Annotated in this window: 18 protein-coding genes; 2 read left to right on the top strand and 16 right to left on the bottom strand. The window is 48.0% G+C overall.

Features of this window, described 5'->3' with window-relative positions; translation table 11 throughout:
• Positions 1 to 5: 5 nt before the first annotated feature.
• Genes narI through BLQ53_RS14300 form a run of 4 tightly spaced genes read right to left on the bottom strand, consistent with a single transcriptional unit; the run spans position 6 to position 6,400 of the window.
• Positions 6 to 683, bottom strand: coding sequence for a respiratory nitrate reductase subunit gamma (gene narI, locus BLQ53_RS14315; RefSeq protein WP_093727982.1), 678 nt, complete (start codon positions 681 to 683; stop codon positions 6 to 8).
• Between the two features lie 17 nt (positions 684 to 700).
• The gene (gene narJ, locus BLQ53_RS14310; protein ID WP_170829707.1) at positions 701 to 1,237 is read right to left on the bottom strand and encodes a nitrate reductase molybdenum cofactor assembly chaperone; all 537 of its coding nucleotides are present in this window, start codon (positions 1,235 to 1,237) and stop codon (positions 701 to 703) included.
• A gap of 17 nt (positions 1,238 to 1,254) precedes the next feature.
• The gene (gene narH / locus BLQ53_RS14305; RefSeq protein ID WP_093727981.1) at positions 1,255 to 2,727 is read right to left on the bottom strand and encodes a nitrate reductase subunit beta; all 1,473 of its coding nucleotides are present in this window, start codon (positions 2,725 to 2,727) and stop codon (positions 1,255 to 1,257) included.
• Positions 2,717 to 6,400: a nitrate reductase subunit alpha gene (locus BLQ53_RS14300; RefSeq protein ID WP_093727980.1), complete on the bottom strand. Its 3,684-nt coding sequence runs from the start codon at positions 6,398 to 6,400 to the stop codon at positions 2,717 to 2,719. Before BLQ53_RS14300 ends, narH begins: the two co-directional genes overlap by 11 nt.
• 184 nt (positions 6,401 to 6,584) lie before the next feature.
• Here BLQ53_RS14300 and BLQ53_RS14295 point away from each other — a divergent pair, with 184 nt between their 5' ends.
• Positions 6,585 to 8,090: a nitrate/nitrite transporter gene (locus tag BLQ53_RS14295; RefSeq protein WP_093727979.1), complete on the top strand. Its 1,506-nt coding sequence runs from the start codon at positions 6,585 to 6,587 to the stop codon at positions 8,088 to 8,090.
• A 35-nt stretch (positions 8,091 to 8,125) separates the two neighbouring features.
• Here the strand turns inward: BLQ53_RS14295 and BLQ53_RS14290 are convergent, their stop codons facing one another.
• From BLQ53_RS14290 to BLQ53_RS14235, 12 genes are all read right to left on the bottom strand, one after another.
• The gene (locus BLQ53_RS14290; RefSeq protein ID WP_093727978.1) at positions 8,126 to 9,436 is read right to left on the bottom strand and encodes a TRAP transporter large permease; all 1,311 of its coding nucleotides are present in this window, start codon (positions 9,434 to 9,436) and stop codon (positions 8,126 to 8,128) included.
• A complete protein-coding gene (locus BLQ53_RS14285) occupies positions 9,433 to 9,924 on the bottom strand; it encodes a TRAP transporter small permease (RefSeq protein ID WP_170829706.1) in 492 nt (163 codons plus the stop codon). Before BLQ53_RS14285 ends, BLQ53_RS14290 begins: the two co-directional genes overlap by 4 nt.
• 39 nt (positions 9,925 to 9,963) lie before the next feature.
• Positions 9,964 to 10,974 carry a TRAP transporter substrate-binding protein gene (locus tag BLQ53_RS14280; protein WP_093727976.1) on the bottom strand — a complete coding sequence of 337 codons (1,011 nt, stop codon included), beginning with the start codon at positions 10,972 to 10,974 and terminating at the stop codon, positions 9,964 to 9,966.
• A gap of 61 nt (positions 10,975 to 11,035) precedes the next feature.
• On the bottom strand, positions 11,036 to 12,226 hold the full coding sequence (locus BLQ53_RS14275) for a Gfo/Idh/MocA family protein (RefSeq protein ID WP_093727975.1): 1,191 nt from the start codon (positions 12,224 to 12,226) through the stop codon (positions 11,036 to 11,038).
• On the bottom strand, positions 12,223 to 13,317 hold the full coding sequence (locus BLQ53_RS14270; protein ID WP_139180885.1) for a Gfo/Idh/MocA family protein: 1,095 nt from the start codon (positions 13,315 to 13,317) through the stop codon (positions 12,223 to 12,225). The genes BLQ53_RS14275 and BLQ53_RS14270 overlap by 4 nt, the downstream gene beginning before the upstream one ends.
• A gap of 15 nt (positions 13,318 to 13,332) precedes the next feature.
• Positions 13,333 to 14,151 (bottom strand): sugar phosphate isomerase/epimerase family protein, encoded by an 819-nt coding sequence (locus tag BLQ53_RS14265; RefSeq protein WP_093727974.1) that lies wholly within the window; start codon positions 14,149 to 14,151, stop codon positions 13,333 to 13,335.
• Entirely contained in the window at positions 14,148 to 15,323 is a 1,176-nt protein-coding gene (locus BLQ53_RS14260) for a dihydrodipicolinate synthase family protein (RefSeq protein ID WP_093727973.1), read from the bottom strand. The genes BLQ53_RS14265 and BLQ53_RS14260 overlap by 4 nt, the downstream gene beginning before the upstream one ends.
• A gap of 14 nt (positions 15,324 to 15,337) precedes the next feature.
• Positions 15,338 to 16,489: a Gfo/Idh/MocA family protein gene (locus tag BLQ53_RS14255; protein ID WP_093727972.1), complete on the bottom strand. Its 1,152-nt coding sequence runs from the start codon at positions 16,487 to 16,489 to the stop codon at positions 15,338 to 15,340.
• Between the two features lie 80 nt (positions 16,490 to 16,569).
• Positions 16,570 to 17,358 carry an AraC family transcriptional regulator gene (locus BLQ53_RS14250; protein ID WP_244499356.1) on the bottom strand — a complete coding sequence of 263 codons (789 nt, stop codon included), beginning with the start codon at positions 17,356 to 17,358 and terminating at the stop codon, positions 16,570 to 16,572.
• A gap of 69 nt (positions 17,359 to 17,427) precedes the next feature.
• On the bottom strand, positions 17,428 to 18,756 hold the full coding sequence (locus BLQ53_RS14245) for a hemolysin family protein (RefSeq protein WP_093727970.1): 1,329 nt from the start codon (positions 18,754 to 18,756) through the stop codon (positions 17,428 to 17,430).
• A 176-nt stretch (positions 18,757 to 18,932) separates the two neighbouring features.
• Positions 18,933 to 19,322, bottom strand: coding sequence for a sporulation protein (locus BLQ53_RS14240; RefSeq protein WP_093727969.1), 390 nt, complete (start codon positions 19,320 to 19,322; stop codon positions 18,933 to 18,935).
• Positions 19,323 to 19,579: 257 nt separating this feature from the next.
• Complete coding sequence (locus BLQ53_RS14235; RefSeq protein ID WP_093727968.1) at positions 19,580 to 20,122, bottom strand: DinB family protein; 543 nt, start codon at positions 20,120 to 20,122, stop codon at positions 19,580 to 19,582.
• 254 nt (positions 20,123 to 20,376) lie between these two features.
• Between BLQ53_RS14235 and BLQ53_RS14230 the strand changes: the two genes are divergently transcribed.
• Positions 20,377 to 21,012: a serine/threonine protein kinase gene (locus BLQ53_RS14230; RefSeq protein ID WP_093727967.1), complete on the top strand. Its 636-nt coding sequence runs from the start codon at positions 20,377 to 20,379 to the stop codon at positions 21,010 to 21,012.
• Positions 21,013 to 21,017 lie beyond the last annotated feature (5 nt).

Below are 21,017 nucleotides of genomic sequence, written 5' to 3'. Positions count from 1 at the left end.
CTCCTTTATTTGACGGATACTTTTCTTTTATAAATCACATAACTTCTGGATAAGTAACGAACCGGGAAACTGAAAGCATGTACCAATCTGGTAAATGGCCACGCGATATATAAAACGAACGTCATGAAAATATGAATTTTGAACCATACCGGAACGGACGCCATCAGCTCCGGCTGCACGCGGAAGATAAACAAGCCGCGAAGCCACGGTGCGATTGTCGTCCGGTAATCAAAGCCATGTGAATCGACATTGAATGTCGTTGCCAAGAGACCTGTCGCAATGACAAGCAGCAATAAAACCAACGTCACCCAGTCAGACGTTGTCGACGTCGCACGCAGCCGCTTAAAGCTGAATCTTCGGTACGCGAGCAGCCCCACTCCGATAAAGGTTGCAATGCCAGCCGGTATCCCGAATACAATAGCCATCATATGATAGGTATGCTCGGAAACACCCAATCTCATATAGAAATCTATGGGAATCAAAAGCCCCATTACGTGACCGCCGAATACCATCATCAATCCCCAATGAAAGAGCAAGGAACCGACGCGCAATCTACGTTTCTCCAATAATTCACTGGACTTTGTCGTCCAGCCGAACTGATCCTTCTGATACCGATAGATATGCCCGCCAATGAATATCGTAGCGACGATGTAGGGGAATATACCCCATAGCAATGTCTCCATCTCTGCTTCTCTCCTTTTTAGCCTGCCTTTTCCTCAGGCTCCCACGCGATCCCTTCCTGTTCCATCAAACAGAAAAGTGCATCTAGCAAGGCGGCGTAATAGCTGCCTTCTTCCCTCAATTTGCTGCGAATTTCATTGATGGCCTTTCCATGCATCTCCAGCACTTCCTTACGTGCTGCCTCAGGAGCATAAGCACAGAACTCCAAAAGCAGCGGCAAGTAATCAGGTAATTCCTCTTCTGTCGGAGTAAAGCCGTATGCCTCATAAATCATCTTCAGCTTCAGCAGCTCCAAGCCGCGTTCCCGCTGCTCCCCGAGCTTCAGATACGATACATACAAATTGGTCAGACGCCCAAAATCGAAGTGATGGATATAGTGATCGATGATTTGATCTATGTCGCGTTCCTCTAATTCTTTTAAAAAGACAGCCAAATGTTCCTGCGCTTCCTTCGGCTCCATTTCTGCACAAAATGCACGGATATCCATCAGGTCATCTGTCAAATCCCTCGTTGGATAACGCAGCAGATAGGACACGACTTGCAATGCGATAGGCATGTGTAACATCTCCTTTCCTATTTCACAACGCCGCAGCTGCCAGGGCCGCCTGCAAAGTCCAAGCCGCATGCTCCTTGTTCGGCATACAGATCGGCAACTTCTTCCTTATGGCTGTGCGGAATGACAAAACGATCTTTATATTTGGCGATTGCCAGCAGCCGATACATATGGCGGATGTCCTTCTCTGTCAGCTCCAGCTCTTCTATCAAACTTGCATCAAATGCTCGCCCTGTCGTTTCAGCCCGCATGAATTGACGCATCACCGCCATTTTTTTCAACACAGCACGAATATGGCCCGTATCACCTGCTGTCAGCAGGTTGGCTAAATACTCTACTGGAATGCGCATGTTATCGATGGCTGGGAAAATATCTGCTGTATCTGCACCGCTGCCTTTTCCTTCGATCATGTTCATGATTGGACTAAGAGGCGGCACATACCATACCATCGGCATCGTCCGGTATTCCGGATGAAGCGGCAAAGCAATTTTCCAGTCGATGATCATTTTATAGATCGGTGACTGCTGGGCAGCTTCGATCCAGTCTGCCGGGATGCCGTCTTTTTTCGCTTGTTTGATGACATCTGGATCATTTGGATCAAGGAAGATGCCAAGCTGCGCATGGTAAAGTTCCTTTTCATCCGGCACGGAAGCAGCTTCCAATACACGGTCTGCGTCGTACAGCATGACGCCGATATAGCGGATACGTCCGACACAGGTTTCGGAACAGATGGTTGGCTGGCCATTTTCGATACGCGGGAAACATAATGTGCATTTTTCCGCTTTATTTGTCTGCCAATTGAAGTAGACCTTTTTGTATGGGCAAGAGGAAACACAGTGCCGCCACGCACGGCAAGCATTCTGATCGACAAGCACAATCCCATCCTCGTCCCGTTTATACATAGCTCCGGATGGACAGGAACTCACACAGGATGGGTTCACGCAATGCTCACAGATGCGAGGCAGGTACATCATGAATACATCCTCGAACTCCGTCTTGATGGATTCTTCCATCTTTTCGACGTTCGGATCACGCAGCCCAGTCACATGTCCACCAGCCAAGTCATCTTCCCAGTTCGGGCCCCACTCCAGATCCATGAATTCACCAGTGATGGCAGATTTGGCGCGGGCCACCGGCTGATGCTTGCGTTCTGCGCTGGTTGTCAACGTTTCATAATCATAGTTCCAAGGCTCGTAGTAATCATCCAATTCCGGCAGATACGGGTTATGGAATAAATTCAGCAAACGGCTTGTTTTGGAGCCGGATTTCAGGCGTAATGTGTCGCCTTTGAGCTCCCAGCCGCCTTTGTATTTCTCTTGGTCTTCCCAGCGTTTGGGATAGCCGATTCCAGGTTTTGTCTCGACATTATTGAAGTACATATATTCCGCACCAGGACGATTTGTCCAAGTGTTTTTACAGGTGACGCTGCATGTATGGCAGCCGATGCATTTATCCAAATTCATCACCATGCCGACTTGCGCTTTAATCTTCAAGCCAATCGACCTCCTTCAGCTTGCGGATGATGACATTCAAATCTCGTTGGTTGCCGGTAGGGCCGTAATAATTGAACCCATAGCTTAATTGGGCATAGCCGCCGATCATATGTGTTGGTTTCACATGAATGCGTGTCGGGCTATTGTGTGTACCGCCTCGATTTTTGGTCAGATTTGTACCTGGCACATGAATATGGCGATCTTGGGCGTGATGCATGAAAGCCATCGTCCTTGGTATTCTGTGTGACACGACCGCCCGTGCTACGACCACGCCGTTCCGATTGAAACATTCAATCCAGTCATTATCTTCCACGCCGGCTTCTACCGCATCGTCTTTATTGAGCCATACTGTCGGTCCGCCACGGAATAGCGTCAGCATCGGCTGTGAATCGAAATACATACTATGGATGGACCATTTATTATGCGGAGTCAGATAGTTCAGCGTGATTTCTTTTCCTTCGATATCCGGCCGCTTGCTGCGGAACGGCTGTTGGTTCAGGATCGGTTTAAATACGGCGAATGACTCCCCGAATTCTTTCATCATGTCATGATCAAGGAAATAAGATTGTCTGCCTGTAATGGTTCGGAACGGAATCAGCTTTTCAATATTGGTAGTGAAAGGCGAATATCTTCTGCCGCCCTTTTCGGAACCGCTAAAAGCAGGAGATGTGATCACTGTTTTCGGCTGTGCGGTTATTTGATCGAATGTGAATAACTCTTCTTCCCGTTCTTCGGCCAAATCTTTCAGTTCCAGGCTCGTCTGCTCCTCAAGCGCCTTCCAGGCTTTCACCGCGACTTTTCCATTCGTGGTGGAAGAAAGCATCAAGATCGCTTCACATGCATCGCGTGCATGTTTGATATCCGGACAGCCATCAGCTATACTGCCATTTTGCACCGTTCCCAGCACATGCTTCACAGCTTCGTATTCCTTCTCCATCTCCCAGCTAATTCCTTTACCTCCGAATGGCTGCTTGCCGATATTCGGTCCAAGTGCCACCATCTTGTCGTATATGTCCTTATAGTCACGTTCGACAACGTGAATCTGCGGCATCGTCTTCCCCGGTACCGGCTCACATTCGCCTTTGGACCAGTCTTTGATTTCTCCCATAGGCTGTGCCATCTCTGCCGGTGTATCATGGTTAAGCGGCGTTGCCACCACTTCTTTCACTGGCGCCATTTCGAGTTCCTTGGCAAGGTCGGATACTCCCTTGGCCAGTGTACTGAATATATCCCAATCCGATTTTGCTTCCCATGGAGAAGCAATTGCCGGATTGAATGGATGCACGAACGGGTGCATATCCGTACTGGATAAGTCATGTTTTTCATACCATGTCGACGCCGGAAGAATCACATCGGAATAAAGTGCCGTACCTGCCATCCGGAAATCCAGGTTCACAAGCAAATCGAGCTTTCCTTCCGGTGCTTCTTCCCTCCATTTAATTTCCTCGGGCCGTATGCTGTCCTCATCTGAATTGAGCAGGCCATGTGAAGCTCCGAGCAAGTGTTTCAAAAAGTACTCATGCCCTTTTCCAGAGCTGGAAATCAGATTCGCCCGCCAGACAAAAAGCGTACGCGGAAAATTGACTGCATCATCCGGATCCTCTATGGCAAATTGCAGTTCTTTCTCTTTCAACTGAGAAGCTATATATGCACCGATTTCTTCCGTTGTCCGCTTTCCTTTGGCAACTGCTTCTTCGTACAGCGCTATACCGCTCTTATTGAATGTCGGATAAGAGGGCAGCCATCCAAGCCTTGCCGCCAGGACGTTGTAGTCTCCATGATGATCATATCGTGCCCGATCTACCGTTGCAGCCGTCAAATCGCTGACTGGTGTTTCCTCAAATCGCCACTGATCAGTCGCGAAATAGAAGAAGGATGTACCATTTTGCAATTTCGGCGGGCCACCCCAGTCCTTCGCTGTCGCGATACTGTTCCAACCTTCTACCGGGCGCAGTTTCTCCTGACCGACATAATGGGCCCAGCCGCCCCCATTCACTCCTTGTGCACCGACAAGCAATACGAGATTCAGTACCGCGCGGTAAATGGTGTCGGAGTTGAACCAATGGTTGATGCCGGCACCGACAATGATCATGGACTTACCATTTGTATCCACGGCATTTTGCGCAAATTCCCTCGCTATTTTGGTCACCAAGTTACGGTCGACACCAGTGATGCTTTCTTGCCACGCCGGAGAAAATGGCGCGATGTCGTCATACGTTTTGGCAACTGTGCCACCGATGCCCCGATCCACTCCATAGTTCCCCAGCATCAGATCATAGACAGTGGTGATGTACAGTGTTTCTCCATCTATTTCAAGCTTTTTGACAGGCACAGCCCGGGGTACCGCTTTATTTTTCTCGGCATCGAAATATGGCATGCTCACATGCACCACTTCATCCTCCCGCCCAAGGAAACTCAATACAGGCTCGATTTTCTCGCCGGTCTGTTCATCCGCAAGCTTCAAATTCCACTTCCCTTTTTTATCCCAGCGGGAGCCCATTGTTCCATGCGGGATAGCGAAACGATCGGTTGCCTTGTTGTACATCGCAGGTTTCCACTCATCATTTTCAGTTGGTCGATGAAGATCTTTTGCATGGAGAAAACGATCTGCCGTGAATGTATCGCCGTCTTTTTTCAGCTTTACGGCAAATGGAAAGTCCGTATACTGTTTCGCGTATGTTTCAAAATACGGCGTACGCTGCTTCTGATAATATTCCGACAAAATGACATGCCCCATCGCCATGGCCAGCGCTCCATCCGTTCCTTGGCGAACAGACAGCCAGTCGTCTGCAAATTTTGTGGATTCTGCATAATCCGGGCTGACAGAAATGACTTTTGTTCCTTTGTATCGTGCTTCGACAAGGAAATGAGCATCCGGCGTACGTGTAAGCGGTACGTTTGAACCCCATGTCATGATATAGCTGGAGTTGAACCAGTCCGATGATTCCGGTACATCGGTTTGATCTCCCCAAATTTGCGGGGAAGCAGGCGGCAGATCAGCATACCAATCATAAAAGCTCAGCATCGGGCCGCCGATCAAGGACATGAACCTACTTCCTGCTGCGTGACTGATCATACTCATAGCCGGAATCGGAGAAAAGCCGACATTGCGATCCGGCCCATACTTTTTCATCGTATACAGTACCGACGCTGCTATAAGCTGCGTTACTTCCCCCCATGTGCCGCGCACCAATCCGCCTTTTCCGCGTGCGCGCTTATAGGACATGGCTTTTTCTTTATCTTCCACAATCGATTTCCACGCCTCCAGCGGGTTCGCATGGTCAGCTAAAGCGTCTCTCCAAAGATGAAGTAATTTTTTCCGTACGTATGGATACTTCACGCGCAGCGGGCTGTAGATGTACCAGGAGAAACTTGCTCCACGAGGACAGCCGCGCGGTTCGAATTCCGGCATATCCGGGCCAGTTGTCGGGTAGTCAAGCTGCTGACCCTCCCAGGTGACAATTCCATCCTTCACATATATGTTCCAGCTGCAAGAACCCGTGCAGTTCACACCATGCGTGGAACGAATCACTTTATCGTGCTGCCATCTTTTCCGGTAAACGTTCTCCCAGTCTCGGTTTCCTTCTTGTAATTGGCTATGCTTTTCGGCATATTTTTCGATTGGTTTCAAATAATGCATACGCTGCCAGAGCGGTGAGCTTTTCTTTTTCATTGTTGTCCCTCCAAACGAAGTTCTTACGTTCAGTTAAACACCAATCTAAAAGCCAAGTTGTGAGAAACATCACACATTCTGAAAAAACCGTCCTAGATTGTGATGTTTTTCACTACCTATTTGTTACGGAGTTTGTAAGATGACAGCATAAAAGACATTCACTAATGGAAAGGAAAGGTTTCTCATGAAAAAACCAACGATTCAGCTCTCTTTACAAACATCCAGTCTGGTAGTCGGATTCATGATTTGGGTGTTGCTTTCTTCCTTGATGCCTTACATCCGGGAAGATATCACACTGACTTCCGGCCAAGCCTCACTCGTTACGGCTATTCCTGTTGTACTTGGATCGCTATTACGTATTCCGATTGGTTTTTATACAGATCGAATCGGGTCACGGATCATTTTCTTGCTTAGCTTTATTATTTTATCGGCACCAGTTTTCTATATCAGTACAGCTGATAGCTTCATGGATTTGATTATCGGGGGGCTGATTTTAGGTATAGGCGGTGCAACCTTTTCCATCGGGGTAACTTCCCTGCCAAAATACTATCCGAAGGAAAAACACGGTTTAATTAACGGCATATACGGTATCGGCAATATCGGAACAGCAATCACGACCTTTGGCGCACCGATTCTAGCAGGGTCGATAGGCTGGCAAAGTACCGTGCGGCTTTATTTGATTTTACTTCTCGTATATGCCGTGCTTATTTTCCTATTCGGAGACAAGCGTGAGGAGAAAGCAAAGAAATCCATGGTAGAGCAAATCAAAGGCGTTTACCGAAACCCGATTCTCTGGTTTGTCAGTTTGTTTTATTTCATTACATTCGGGGCTTTTGTGGCGTTCACTGTATTCCTTCCAAGTCTTTTGGTCGACAGCTTCGGACTGGATCCCGTTGATGCCGGGATCAGGACTGCCATCTTCATTGTCATCGCTACGCTGCTGCGTCCTGTCGGGGGATGGCTGGCTGATCGCTTCGATGCCTTCATCCTGTTGATGCTTGTATTCGTCGGCGTCGCCTTGTCCGGCATTTTGCTATCCTTCTCTCCAAGTCTGCTTTGGTATACGGTTGGCGCACTTGCCGTGGCATGTACAGTCGGTATCGGAAATGGTACGGTTTTCAAGCTCGTACCGTTGTATTTCCACAAACAAGCAGGGATTGTGAATGGAATCGTGTCTGCCATGGGTGGCTTAGGCGGTTTCTTCCCTCCGCTGCTTCTTACATCGGTTTCCGCCATCACTGGACAACATGCAATCGCCTTCATGTTGTTATCTGAATTCGCGATGGTGAGTTTCTTGATCGTCGTCTATCTTTACTACCGCGAACAAGTGGATGTTAGCAGCAAGATCATCAGCGGAACAGCGGAAGGTATCATGGTCACGGACAGTCACTTGGTCATTCAGCAAATCAATCCGGCATTCACACGCATCACTGGCTACACACAGGATGACGTAGCAGGTAAAAAGCCCAATCTGCTGCAATCCGGTCGACATGATAAAGCCTTTTACGAAGCCATGTGGCAGTCTATTGAAAGAGATGGTTTCTGGGAAGGAGAAATATGGAATAAACGAAAGAACGGGGAGATCTATCCTGAATGGCTCACAATCAGTCCAGTGAAAAACCATGCGGGAGAAACGAAGAGTTATGTCGGGGTATTCAATGATGTAACAAATTTAGCTGTAAACCAATAACAAAAGCCTTCTTCCTGTGGAAGAAGGCTTTCTCTTTATTTATCGAGTACACCCATGAGCTCCGGCAGCCAGAGGCTTAATCCTGGAATATAAGCGACTGCCAAAAAGGCGAGTAACACCGGAATATAAAAGAGCAAAAGAGGCTTGGTCACTTGTTCGATTGTGACGTTTCCCACCTTAGCACCTATAAAGAGCACTGTACCCACTGGCGGAGTGATTGTACCGATTGCCAGTCCCATAGACATGATCATTCCGAAATGAACAGGGTGAACACCTAGCTCCAATGCAATCGGCAAAAGAATCGGTGTAAAGATGAGCAAAGCTGGGGCAATATCCATAAACGTTCCGACAAGCAGCAGCAATAGCACCATGATGAGTATTAATATCATCGGACTATCACTGATTTGAAGGATACCTGAACTAACAAGTTGCGGCAGCTTGGAGTAGGATAGAATCCAGGACATTGCTGACGATGCGCCGATAAGCAATAAGATGACCCCAGAGAAGATAACCGTATCCCGCAATATTACAGGAACATCCTTCCATCTCAAGCTTCGGTAAATCAAGCATAGTACCACAGCATAGAGAATGGCTACAGCTGCCCCTTCGGTTGCAGTGAACACACCGAATGATATACCTCCGATGACAACAACAATAAGCAAAAGACTAGGAATTGCATCCAACGTCACTTTAGCTGCCTGCGAGAAGCGAATCGGTTCAGAGACAGCATAGCCCCTACGTTTTGCAATGATATAGGCTGTCACCATGATTAGCACCGACATTAGGATACCTGGCAAATACCCGGCAATAAACAATGCGCCAATCGATGTTCCGCCGCTTAAAACAGAATATAAGATTGGTGTGCCGCTTGGCGGGATGATCAAACCGGCAGGCGCGGAGGCTACGTTGACGGCCGCTGAATATGTAGGGTCATAACCTTCCTTCTTTTGTAAGGGTGACATGATTTTCCCCATGGTAGCTGCAGAAGCAATAGCTGAGCCGGACAAAGCCCCAAATAATGTGTTGCCTATTACATTTGTATGGGCCAAGGACCCCGGCAGCCGTCCTGCTAAAAGCTTGGCAAAGTTGATCAGCCGCTGTGCAATTCCACCTGTATTCATAATACTTCCTGCCAATGTGAAGAAAATGAGTGACAACAGCACAAAGCTGTCAATCCCGGTAACGAACTGTTGTGAGACAACGATTAGTATCTCGTCGAATGGCAGCAGCATGGCTCCTGCTGCCATTGATGATAACCCGATACTGATCGCAATCGGGACACCGAAAAAGATCAAAAGAAAGAACAAAGCAAATAGCACAATACCCGCAAGAACGACACTCGTCATGCTGCATCCCTCCCCCGGGCAGCTTCTTTACGTGCCATAAGTCGATTCGTCACGATGTAATACACACTCAATAAACCGGACAATGGCAGCGCAGCATAGACATAGCCCATCGGCAGTCCAAGAACCGGCGAAGTCTGTGTCATGGAAGCAAGCATCAGCTGTGTGCCGCCAATGATAAAGACGACGACCATGAACAGAAGCACCGTCACTTCGATGATTAGCTCGGCTGCTTTTTTATCTTTGGCAGCCTTCCATTTGGACATCAGGAATGTGAGCGCAATATGCTCTTTCACTCCAAATGCATAACTTGCTCCGAGCAATCCAACCCAAATGAAAGAAAACCGCAGTACCTCTTCTGTGAACACGCTCGGATTCTGCAGGACAAAGCGTGTGAAGACTTGCCAGATTGCACCTGCAACCAAGAAGACAGTCAATGTACAAGTCACCAGCAAAATACATTTATCTATCCAATACCGTACTTTTTCCACCTCGTTCAGCTCCTCTGGTTTTTCTGTAACGCCGCCGTGTCACTGCAGGGCTGCAATGTCATCCAAGACTTTAGCCACTTCCGGGTCCTTTCGTCTCTCTTCAATCAGCGGCTGTACTAGTTCCTTGAAAGGCTCCTGATCGAGTTCATTGAAAGTTACACCCATCTCGTCCTCTGCTTTCTTGATGCTTTCTTCGATCAGCTGGTCCCAGCGGTCATTATGATTCTCAGAAGAAATTGCTGCTGCTTCCTCGACAGCCTGCTGCTGCTCTGCCGTCAGACTATCCCATGTCTTTTCGCTCATGATAAGAAAATCCGGAATTCGTGTATGTTCGTCATAAGAAAAAAACTTAGCTACCTCGCCATGATTCGCATCCGTCAATGCAATCGGGCTGCTCTCGGCCCCATCAATGACCCCTTGCTGCAGCCCTGTGTAAACCTCCGGGGCAGGCAGCGGCGTCGGTGAAGCTCCCAACAATTCCATTGTCCGGATGGATGTTGTATTCGTCATGGTCCGTATCTTCAGCCCATTCAAGTCTTCCGGCTCCTCAATCGGTGTGTCTGCTGTATAAAAGCTTCTTGCCCCGGCATCGTAATAAGCGATACCATGCAAACCGATAGACTCCAACTCTTCATAGAGGTCTTTTACGATATCAGACTGCATGACCCGTTTGAAATGCTCTTCATCCTCGAAGACATAAGGCAAACTGAAAACAGAGAAATCGGAGTAGAAACTCTCCAGAACCCCGCCATTCACTTTCGCCATATCGACTACGCCATTTTGAACAAGCTCAAGCATTACTCTTTCATCCCCAAGACCGCCTTCGGTATAGATATCCGTTGTCAGCACGCCATCCGTGCGGTTTTCCAGCTCCCCGCTGAATTCCTCCAGACTGGCATATACCGGACTATTTGGATTATGGATATGTCCCATCGTCAGCCTCCTCGCCTCCTGGCCAGCGGCATCCGAAGAAGGAGCGACAAACATGAGCACGCCAATGGCAAGCAGCAAAACAGCAAGAATCAGCCACGTCGTTTTTGCTCGATTCATAACTCACCCTCCATAATTTGTTATAAAGCGCTTACAATTTATAGCATCCGACAGCCTGCAATCAAGTACTCCCCTTCTGCAGTGTCGAAATCACATCAACTCGTTCAGCGGATTTGCTCCATGGTACATGCAATTCATGCGGCAGCTTTCCGCTCCTATAGCACGCATGCATCGTCTTATCCAAACCGATGACGGTCCTGCTATTCTTCGCTGTCTTTGAAATTACTTCGTTAGGGAATGGCTGTACAGCTGCTTTATCATGATGTAATGCATCAATAATCGCCGCATGACCGAGCGCAGTTTCAAATGTGCATGGAATCTCCCTGCCATCTGCCAGCGCTGCAATACAATAATCCAATTTATCCAAATGATTCGCCTGCGGATTGCCATAGACTTTCTCCTGACCATCTTCCGTGTACCCAGTGATGATGCCTTGGTCAAGATTGCAATCATAGATGATATTTCCTTTTTCGAAAGTGTAACTGAACTGCGGTCCATGCTCTGTCTCTGTAGCATGAGATCCATAAAAAAGCAGTTCGCACCCTTCATCTGTATAAAAACGGATGGCACATGTATCAAATGTTTCTATGTCATTGGCTCGGTACAGCTCAGCTTCCAGGCGTTTGACGCCGACCGTCCCCTGCAGCTCCTGACCCAGCATGTAAAGCATATTATGGATGAAGTGAGCCGCAGCATTATTGGCTACACTATCGCGAATTTGCCGTCCATCTTGCGCACGCAGCTTCCCCGCCCAAGCCGAACGAGAAAAATACGCTTCGTCCCGCGGCCACAGCATCAAGGTTTTCAGCTGCTTCGGCTTTCCATAGATCCCTTTTCGGATATCCTTTTTCAGCTCAAGGATCGGTGCAGTAAAAGACCAGTTGAAACCGATGGCAGCCCACTTGCCTGAGTCTGAAATTGCCTCTTCCCATTTCACCCGATCACGCATATCGGCGAAAATCGGTTTTTCACAAAGAACATTTGAACCATGCCGAAGTGCAAAAATTGCCTGCTCGGTATGCAAATGGATGGGTGTTGCAATTATCGCCAAATCTGCTTGCTTTTGCTGATAAAAAGCGTCCATGTCCGAATAGACGGGAACCTCCCGCTGCTCCACGAGTTTCAAAAGCCCGCTTCTTTCGGGATTGATTTCCACGATACCAGCTAGCGTGATATCGTCCCTTTTCAGTAATGCATGCAAGTAATGCTCCCCGTAACCATTCATTCCAACTAAGACGACTGCTTGCTTCATTGTTTCTCCCCTGCCTTTATCAGGCTGATTGCCTGCTCCTGCGCTTGGATTGCCAGAGCCGCTGCCTGGAAAGTATGTTCCTGACTCATCGCCTTCTCCGTCCCCAGCATACAATCATCGATCAACTGTTTGAAATATGGAGTCCCGACCTTTCCTTTCGCAGGAAAGTAAACCTCCTCCCGGTCCGTTACAACGTACAGATGATCTCCTTCCGCCGATCGCGCCACATCCGTGTATTTGCGCAGTTCCACAAACCCATTCGTGCCGTGCAGCACCGTTCGTCCGTCTCCCCAGACCCGAAGTCCTTCGGGTGTGAACCAATCGACACGGAAGTATTGGCTGATCCCTGTATTCGTAACAAGTGTTGCATCACCGAAATCCTGCCAGTCACCATACTGCGGATGGGCATAATTCGCCACCTTGCTATGCAGCACATTCGCTTCGTTACATCTTGCATAATGAAGCAGCTGTTCGATTTGATGGCTGCCGATATCACAAAGGATCCCACCGTTTTTCTGCGGATCGAAAAACCATGCCGGTCTCGTTTGTGCCTGCAGTCGATGCGGACCGGAACCGGTGAGCTGGAATAGCTCCCCGATCAGTCCTTCCTGTACAATCTCATCAGCAAGCAAAGCAGCTTCCACTGCTAATCGCTCGCTGTAAAACACCGCCCATTTCTTTCCCGATCGGCGCACCGCATCCTCCGCTGCATGCAATTGAGCCATCGTTGTGAATGGCGCTTTTGCAGACAGAAAATGCTTGTCATGTTCCAACACCTGAACACCTAACGCCCCCCTCTCGGATGGCACAATACTTGTGGCTACCAGATCAACGTCGCTATGCAATATCTCCGACAGCTCCGCTGCGACTTTTCCTGTTTGGAATTCCGCCGAGAGTGCATGTGCCTGATCGGGATTACGGTCATAGATATGCACAAGCTGTGCCCCTGCATCCAATAAACCTTGTACCATACCATAGATATGCGGGTGATCCAGCCCGGCAACGGAAAAAGTGAAAGGCACGATTTCCCGGATGGCAGCCGCTTCAGCAGCGCTTTGGGCCAGCTCCTCCAATTGATTCAGCAGTGCCATATAAACACTCCCCTTTTATACATGTGCCTGATAGCATCGCTTCATTTGATGAAGCACCTCATCTCCCGGCTGATCCCAAATTTCCTGATTGATGATTTCCACTTCTATCGGTCCTTGGTAGCCTGCTTCCTCCACCATGCTGCGCATCTCCCGGAGATTGATGACACCCTCTCCCATCATGGCCCTTCCTTTGAACATATCTTTCATCGGGACCTTCCAATCCGATACGTGGAACCCGAGAATCTTACCTCTGGCACGGGCAATCTGTTTCTCAAGCTCAGGATCCCACCAAACATGGAAGGCATCGGCCACTACTCCTAGATGATCGGACTGAAGTTTTTCAGCCAGTGTGTTCGCCTGGCCCAGTGTATTGATCACCGAGCGGTCTGCCGCATACATCGGATGAAGCGGCTCGATTCCAAGCTTTACACCCATCTCTTCCGCATACGGCAGTATTGCCTCAATGCCTGCCTCCACCCAATGACGAGCCTGCGCAATATTTTTATCGGTTGCAGGTCCGCATACGAGTACCAGTACATCGGTCCCCAATGCCTTTGCATCTTCTATCGCCCGTTTATTGTCGTCGATGCGCTGCTGTCTCTCCTGCTCTGTCGCTGCCGGGAACATGCCGCCGCGGCAAAGACTGGAAACTTGTACGCCGTATTCGGTCAACAGCTTTTTCGCTTCTTTCACGCCGATTTCTTCCAACTTGTGACGCCAAATCGAAATCCAATGGATATCATGGCGAGCACAGCCTTGGATTGCTTCGGTCAGGGACCAGTTTTCTGTCGTAATCTGATTGAGACTGAGAAGCTGCAAATCTGCCTTTGTCATGACATCACCTTCTGCTCAATGCCTGCAAGCTTCAGTACAAGCTGCATCCGCTCGGCAGCAAGTGCTGGGTCCACCAGGACACCTGCTTGATCAGCCAGACGGAATAGCTCACTCAAATGAACAACCGACCTAGCCCCTTCCGCCCCGCCGATCATCCGGAAATGTGATTGATAACCATTCAGATAGGCCAGGAAAACGACCCCTGTTTTGTACGCGTACGTCGGTGTCTCGAAGATGTGCCTTGCAAGCGGCACCGTTTTATCGAAAATTTCCCGATATCCTTCCAGATCACCGGCATCAAGTGCACGCAGCGCCTCCGATGCAGCTGGTGCAATCGCATCGAATATCCCGAGCAGTGCATGACTGTACTGCTCGCCATCCCCTTGAATCAACTCTGGATAGTTGAAATCATCTCCTGTATACATACGAACAGATGCAGGCAACTGGGATCGCATCTCGATTTCCTTGTCTTTATCCAGCAGGGAAATCTTGATTCCGTCGATTTTCGTTTCATGCTGGTGGATCAAATCAAGACAAGCATCCATCGCCTGGCTGATTGCTTCCGCACCCCAATAGCCCGTCAATTTCGGGTCGAACATCGGTCCAAGCCAATGCAGGATGACTGGCTTTTTCACTCCTTCCAGCACATGCCCGTATACATCCTTGTAATCTGCCGCAGATCGGCCACTGGCAGCCAATGCACGGCTTGCCATCAGAATAATCTGGCTTCCGGTGCTTTCGACAAATGTACACTGCTCCTCATAAGCTTGCTTGATCTCTGCCATCGTATACGTCCTGTCTGCCGGCAAATGATCCGTCCCAGCGCCGGATGCAAGCATTGCATTCTCCTTTTTCGCTTCCGCCGCACTTACCGAAATCAATTCCTTTGCCATTTCCCACGTAAGGCCCATCCCCCGCTGTGCTGTATCCATCGCTTCTGCCACCCCGAAACCAAGCTTCCACAATGCTTTGCGATACGCCAAAGTAGCATCCCAATCAACGGCTCCGCCAAGGACAGGGTGTGCATTAGATGTTGCATCTGCAACCACATGAGCTGCAGAATAGGCAATCCTTGTTTGGAAGGCCCCCTCGGTCGGATAAGAAGAAGCCGGATGGACCAGTTCATATTCTTCCAGCGTACGCCCTTGCTTTGGTAAAAGAATCGTTGTCATGCAGCTTCCTCCTTTTAATCTTCCAGACTCGGAACAGTGACCCATTTTTTCTCACGCCAAGCTTCCAGCCCTAAATCTGACAGCTGGGTGCCTTTTGCACCCTCTAGCAAGTCCCACGGAAATGCTGCATTCTCCTCCACATGTTTCAGGAACAATTCCCATTGAATCTTGAATCCATTATCATACGTGCGGTTTTCCGGTAACGTCTCCCACTGGGAGCGGAAATCGATTGAATTTGGAATATCCGGATTCCATACCGGCTTCGGCGTTGTCACCCGATGCTGGACCTTGCAATCACGAAGACCTGCCACCGCGCTTCCCAATGTTCCATCCACTTGGAAAGTAACCAGGTCATCACGATCAACCCTTGTCGTCCACGAGGAATTGGCCTGGACAACGATCCCGTTCTTAAGGGCAAAAATAGCATAAGCTGCATCATCAGCCGTTGCTTTGTAGCGATTGCCCGCTTCATCTACCCGGTACGGGATATGTGTTGCTCCAAGGCAGGTCAAGCTATCGATTTCTCCGAAAAGATGGTCGATGACATATCGCCAATGGGCAAACATATCGACGATGATACCGCCGCCGTCTTCCTCCCGGTAATTCCAGCTTGGCCGCTGTGCTTCTTGCCAGTCGCCTTCGAACACCCAGTAGCCGAAGTCCAGTTTTACAGAAAGTATCTCCCCGAAGTAATTGCTATCGATCAAATGTTTCAGCTTCCGAAGACCCGGAAGGAACAGCTTATCTTGTACTACACCATTTTTCACACCGGCCTCGCGTGCCAATCTGGCTAGCTCCAAAGATCCTTCCAGGCTGGTTGCCGTCGGTTTCTCGCAATAAATATGCTTCCCTGCCGCAATGGCCTGCTTGATGCTTGCTTCCCTACGATTGGTCGTCTGTGAATCAAAATAAATCTGATTATAATCATCGGCCAAGGCTGCATCTAAGTTGGTACTATAACGCTCCACATCATTTTCCCGTGCAAGCTTTGCCAATTTTTCTTCATTTCGTCCGATAAGAATCGGATCCGGCATCAATTTGTCCCCGCTCGAAAGCAGTACGCCGCCTTCTGCCCGTATCGCAGCGATAGACCGAATAAGATGCTGGTTCGTTCCCATCCTGCCTGTTACACCGTTCATGATTATCCCAATTTTTTTAGTCGCCATTCCGCGCCCTCCCACTATCCAATTTAAGGATAGTATAAGTAAAGCGTTTACATTTTTCTTATCAATCTTTTCCGTTATTCTCAATTTCGGAAATCATCTGTCGTTCGCCGATAAACATTCGGTGTGACACCTACATATTTTTTGAAGACACGATAAAATGTCGAGACCGCTTCAAATCCGACTTCAAAGCAGATCGAGACAATTTCCCTATCCGTTTCACGCAGCATTTTCTTCACTTTCAGCAGCCGGACCTCTGTCAGGAATTGATAGGGTGTCATATCATACATTTCTTTGAAAATTTGATTCATGTAACGGCTGCTCACACCTGCTTTGGCAGCAACTTCTTCCATACTGGCAATCTCGAAATATCTTGTTTCCAAGTGATGCTTGAGCCATTTTGCCCGTCTTGTATTTGTATCCTGCGTCGTATCTCCCCGCTGCATGATAGCAAGCTGATACAGTACCTGCGAGAGCAGGAGCTTCAACCCCATCGTATGAATGGGATGTCCCTGCGATTGCTCAAACAGCATCTTGCGCAACAACTGACGAAGCTCACTGCTTTCGAACAGTGATAGATCCAAGACTCGCGCTTTAGCAAATACCGGTTCGACAAGATAAGATATAACATCTTCAGCCAGATGCCGGAAATCGAATTCCAGCACGAGCACTGTCATTTTAGAATCGGCTTGGATGGCATGGTTTGTATGCGGAGAGATAAGCACAATGCTATCAGGATGCAGCTTCTGGTTTTCCATATCCAATTCACATTTTCCTTCTCCATCCAGGACGTAAAGCAGCTGATGAGTGTTATGCTGATGCCGGGCAACTTCATTCTTTTCCTGATGTTTATTTTCATAAAGTTTAATCAATATACGTTACCTCCAGTAAAAAAGGCCGGGATGCATGCGAGGCATCCCGGCCTTTTTCTATTTACCTTATCAAGCTTCCAGACGCGGAAGCTGTTCTTGTTCCAGGATGCGCAGTTCAACCAAAATGATCTGATGATTATCCATTTCGATAACTTCCCACTCATTTCCTGCTGCATCCACCACAGTTGTCTGTGAATCCACTTCATCATTCTTAACAAAAATCCAGCCGCCTATCGTATCAACATCGTCCCGGTTGTCGAATGCAAAGCCGAATCGATCCTCCAAATCATCCAGCAGCACACGGCCATTGATATGGTATGTCAGATCAGAAACTTCCTGTACATCCGGTACCTCATCTTCATCAAATTCATCATGGATTTCTCCCACGATTTCTTCAAGAATGTCCTCCATCGTCAGGATCCCTGCAGTCCCGCCATATTCATCCATCACAAGTGCAATATGCACGCGTTCTGTCTGCATCTTCAGTAGAGCATCCTGCAAGGATGTTCCCTCATGAATGAGCGGCAGCTCATGAATGAAATTAGGCAGACTCTGTCTTCTGCCTGCAGCAAAATCCGTCAGCATTTCCTTCACATTGACGAAGCCGATGATATGGTCCTTATCACCATCCTCTGTCACCAAATAACGTGTGAACTGGTGTTCATCGATGATTTCAATCACTTCAGCAGCAGTCATTGATTTCTCCAACGTGACCACCTGCGTCCGCGGTACCATGATATCCTTCGCTACGCGTTCGTCAAATGTAAAGATGTTTTCCATATAACTAAGTTCTGTTTTGTTGATTTCACCACTTTGATAGCTTTGCGTCATAATAATGCGCAATTCTTCTTCCGAGTGTGCCGATTCATGTGCTGCCGGTTTCACGCCGAACAGCTTCAGGAACACACGAGCAGAACCATTCAGCAAGTAAATGAATGGTGCCATCAGCTTACCGAACCAATACAGCGGCGGGCCTAGAATCAATGTCAATTGCTCTGTGTACTGGATTGCCAATGTCTTTGGCGCCAATTCACCAATCACCACATGCAAGAATGTAACCGACGCAAAGGCAATGGCATAAGACAGAACCGTAGACAAGGAATCAGACAGCCCGATTTCGTGGAATAAAGGATGAAGCATTTTCTCCACGGTCGGTTCACCTAACGCACCCAAGACAAGCGCGGTTACAGTGATACCAAGCTGACAGGCCGACAGATAATAATCCAGGTTATCCACTAGTTTCTTCACAATGGTTGCCCGTTTATTGCCCTCTGCGACCAGCTGATCGATTCGAGACATACGCACTTTCACAACTGAAAACTCTGCACCTACGAAAAAGGCCGTAAAAATGATGAATAACACAACTAAACTTAAATTAATGACTATTGATGGGTCCAATTAATTCCCTTCTCTATTTGAAGGGACTCACCTCACTTATTTGATTGATAGTTTACAAGCCGATTAATAAAATAGCTGCGACGCCTCGATGAGGAGTAGCGCTAGCAAAACTTCTGTCATAAGTGGTTATTATTCTCAGCAAAGCCTCCCCAATGCAATCTCCTCCTTTATGGCATCTACTCTAAAATCCGTACTTGCCTATCATTTCTCGCACATTTTTCATTGGCGAATACAAGCTTGGTCTGCAGCTCATAGATTAATGTACCAGAGCTCGGTTCCAGTTCCTCCGGCAATCGGAACGTGAACGGCTTCTCGATTTGTTCATTTGATTTCAGCTGCTTGGACATGAAGATGCTTATTACATTCTTTATATTCACTATTTTATCGGTTGCGCTGTTTTTTATAACCAAATCGCAATCCAATCTATTTAAATCCTGGTCCCTCCAGCCTCCAAGAATCTGAATGTGTCCTTCAATCTTATCGCCTGCATGATAGCTTGCTTGATTCAGTTCGAGCCTGATGGATGGTGCTCGCCGCTGCATCAACTCTAAGCATTTCTTCAACACGGAAATAATTCCTCCATTAACGTTTACTAAACGAAAAGGACCCCCACAGTGTGAAGGTCCCGTCTGTAATCAATCTTCACCAAATTGGCAAAGGTCTGGCAAACAACATGACGTTGTCAGTTAAACCGGCGACAGCAAGCTATCACGTATTGTCGACTTAACTGGAAGCTACTCCCCTTTGGAGCAATCACAATCTTATTCTATTAATCTTCCATATAGTCTACATGATTGTCATTCCTCTGTCAATATACCCCAAATCACATACGATTGAGCGGGTACATGGCAGAAGCGAAGTAACGGTCATGCAGGATATGGTGGTGATGGCGTTCATGGCCAAGCATCATATAAGCCAGCGCCCGGACCGATATGACATGGCCGTTTGCCATACCCTGCCTGATCCAGTCCTGATCACCTAGTGATTCCACTAAAGCGATCGTTGATGCACGTACTGCCTTGTATTGCGCCAGCAGGCTCTCCACTGTCATCTGAATGAATTTCGCTTGCTCCACATAGGAATCCTCTTCAAAACCCGGCAGAGGTGTCATATCTCCGCGGGCAATGGTAAGCAGCCGGTAAGAAAGGATTCTTTCCGTATCTGTTAGATGGCCAATCATTTCTTTGATCGTCCATTTTCCAGCTTCATAAGCAAAACTTGCTTGCTCATCAGTCAATCCTTGCAGAAGATTCGTTGTCTGTCGCTCCTGTTCCTTGAACAAGGTAATAATATTTCCCTCCGGAACGCGATTCATGTAATCTTGGTAATAAGCAGGATATTCCGTTGTACTAGGTTTCTCTTTCATGGGATCACCTTTTTCTTTATATGATATCGTTTAGGCCGAAAAAAGAAGGGGCTTTATAAAGGACGATATCGCTATTTTCCCGACGAGTAAAGCAAACAGTCCACATTTTGATAAAAATAGCCACAAAGCGGGAAACACCCGCTGAAATCACGAAAGATGGACCAGCTTTTTTACTATTTTTATGCACCTACTTTCCAGTTCATGCGTATAAATGACTGTACAAGCCTTTGTTCCAAAGAAAAGGAGTGCTGGAGATGGCTGATTTTGAGCAGCTTGCCGAGCAGATTCAGATGTCAGGTTCCGATACGACGCCCCATTTGACAGCGTATCCCGCCTCTTTAGTCCTGATTGGGACTGGCAGGAGCGCGTTTGCATTCCGCCTTAATGATTCTTCTAAAGTAATGAAGGTGTTCTTTCCTGCTTTCCGTCACATCGCAGCGGAGGAAGCGGAAATCTATAAAATGCTTGAGAACAATCATTTCTTTCCAACGCTGCACGAAGCAGGTGACGGTTATTTGGTAATCGATTACATCCCTGGCCATACCCTGTACGATTGCCTCCGCGAGGGCATCCGCATAACCGATCATCATATTGCAGATATCGATAATGCATTGACACATGCAGCAGCAGAAGGATTGAATCCATCCGATATCCACCTCCGGAACATCCTGATTACACCGGGTGGAGATATCCGATTGATCGACCCAGCGCGGTTCCGTCAGCAGAAGCACTGCACCCAATGGGAGGATTTGCACCGGGCTTATAAGAGGTTTTATAAGAAAAAGCTCTTCCCAAAAAAGATACCCGGCTTTCTGTTGGAGCTGATTGCCTACCTATACAAAAGACGGAAATCCATCACCATTCAAGCACCGAATAAAGCCATTCACTAAAGGAG

It is taken from the genome of Terribacillus halophilus (genome assembly GCF_900101385.1).
GTDB lineage: Bacteria > Bacillota > Bacilli > Bacillales > Amphibacillaceae > Terribacillus > Terribacillus halophilus.
Note: the sequence above shows the minus strand (reverse complement) of the source record. Positions and strands in the feature narration are given on the sequence as shown.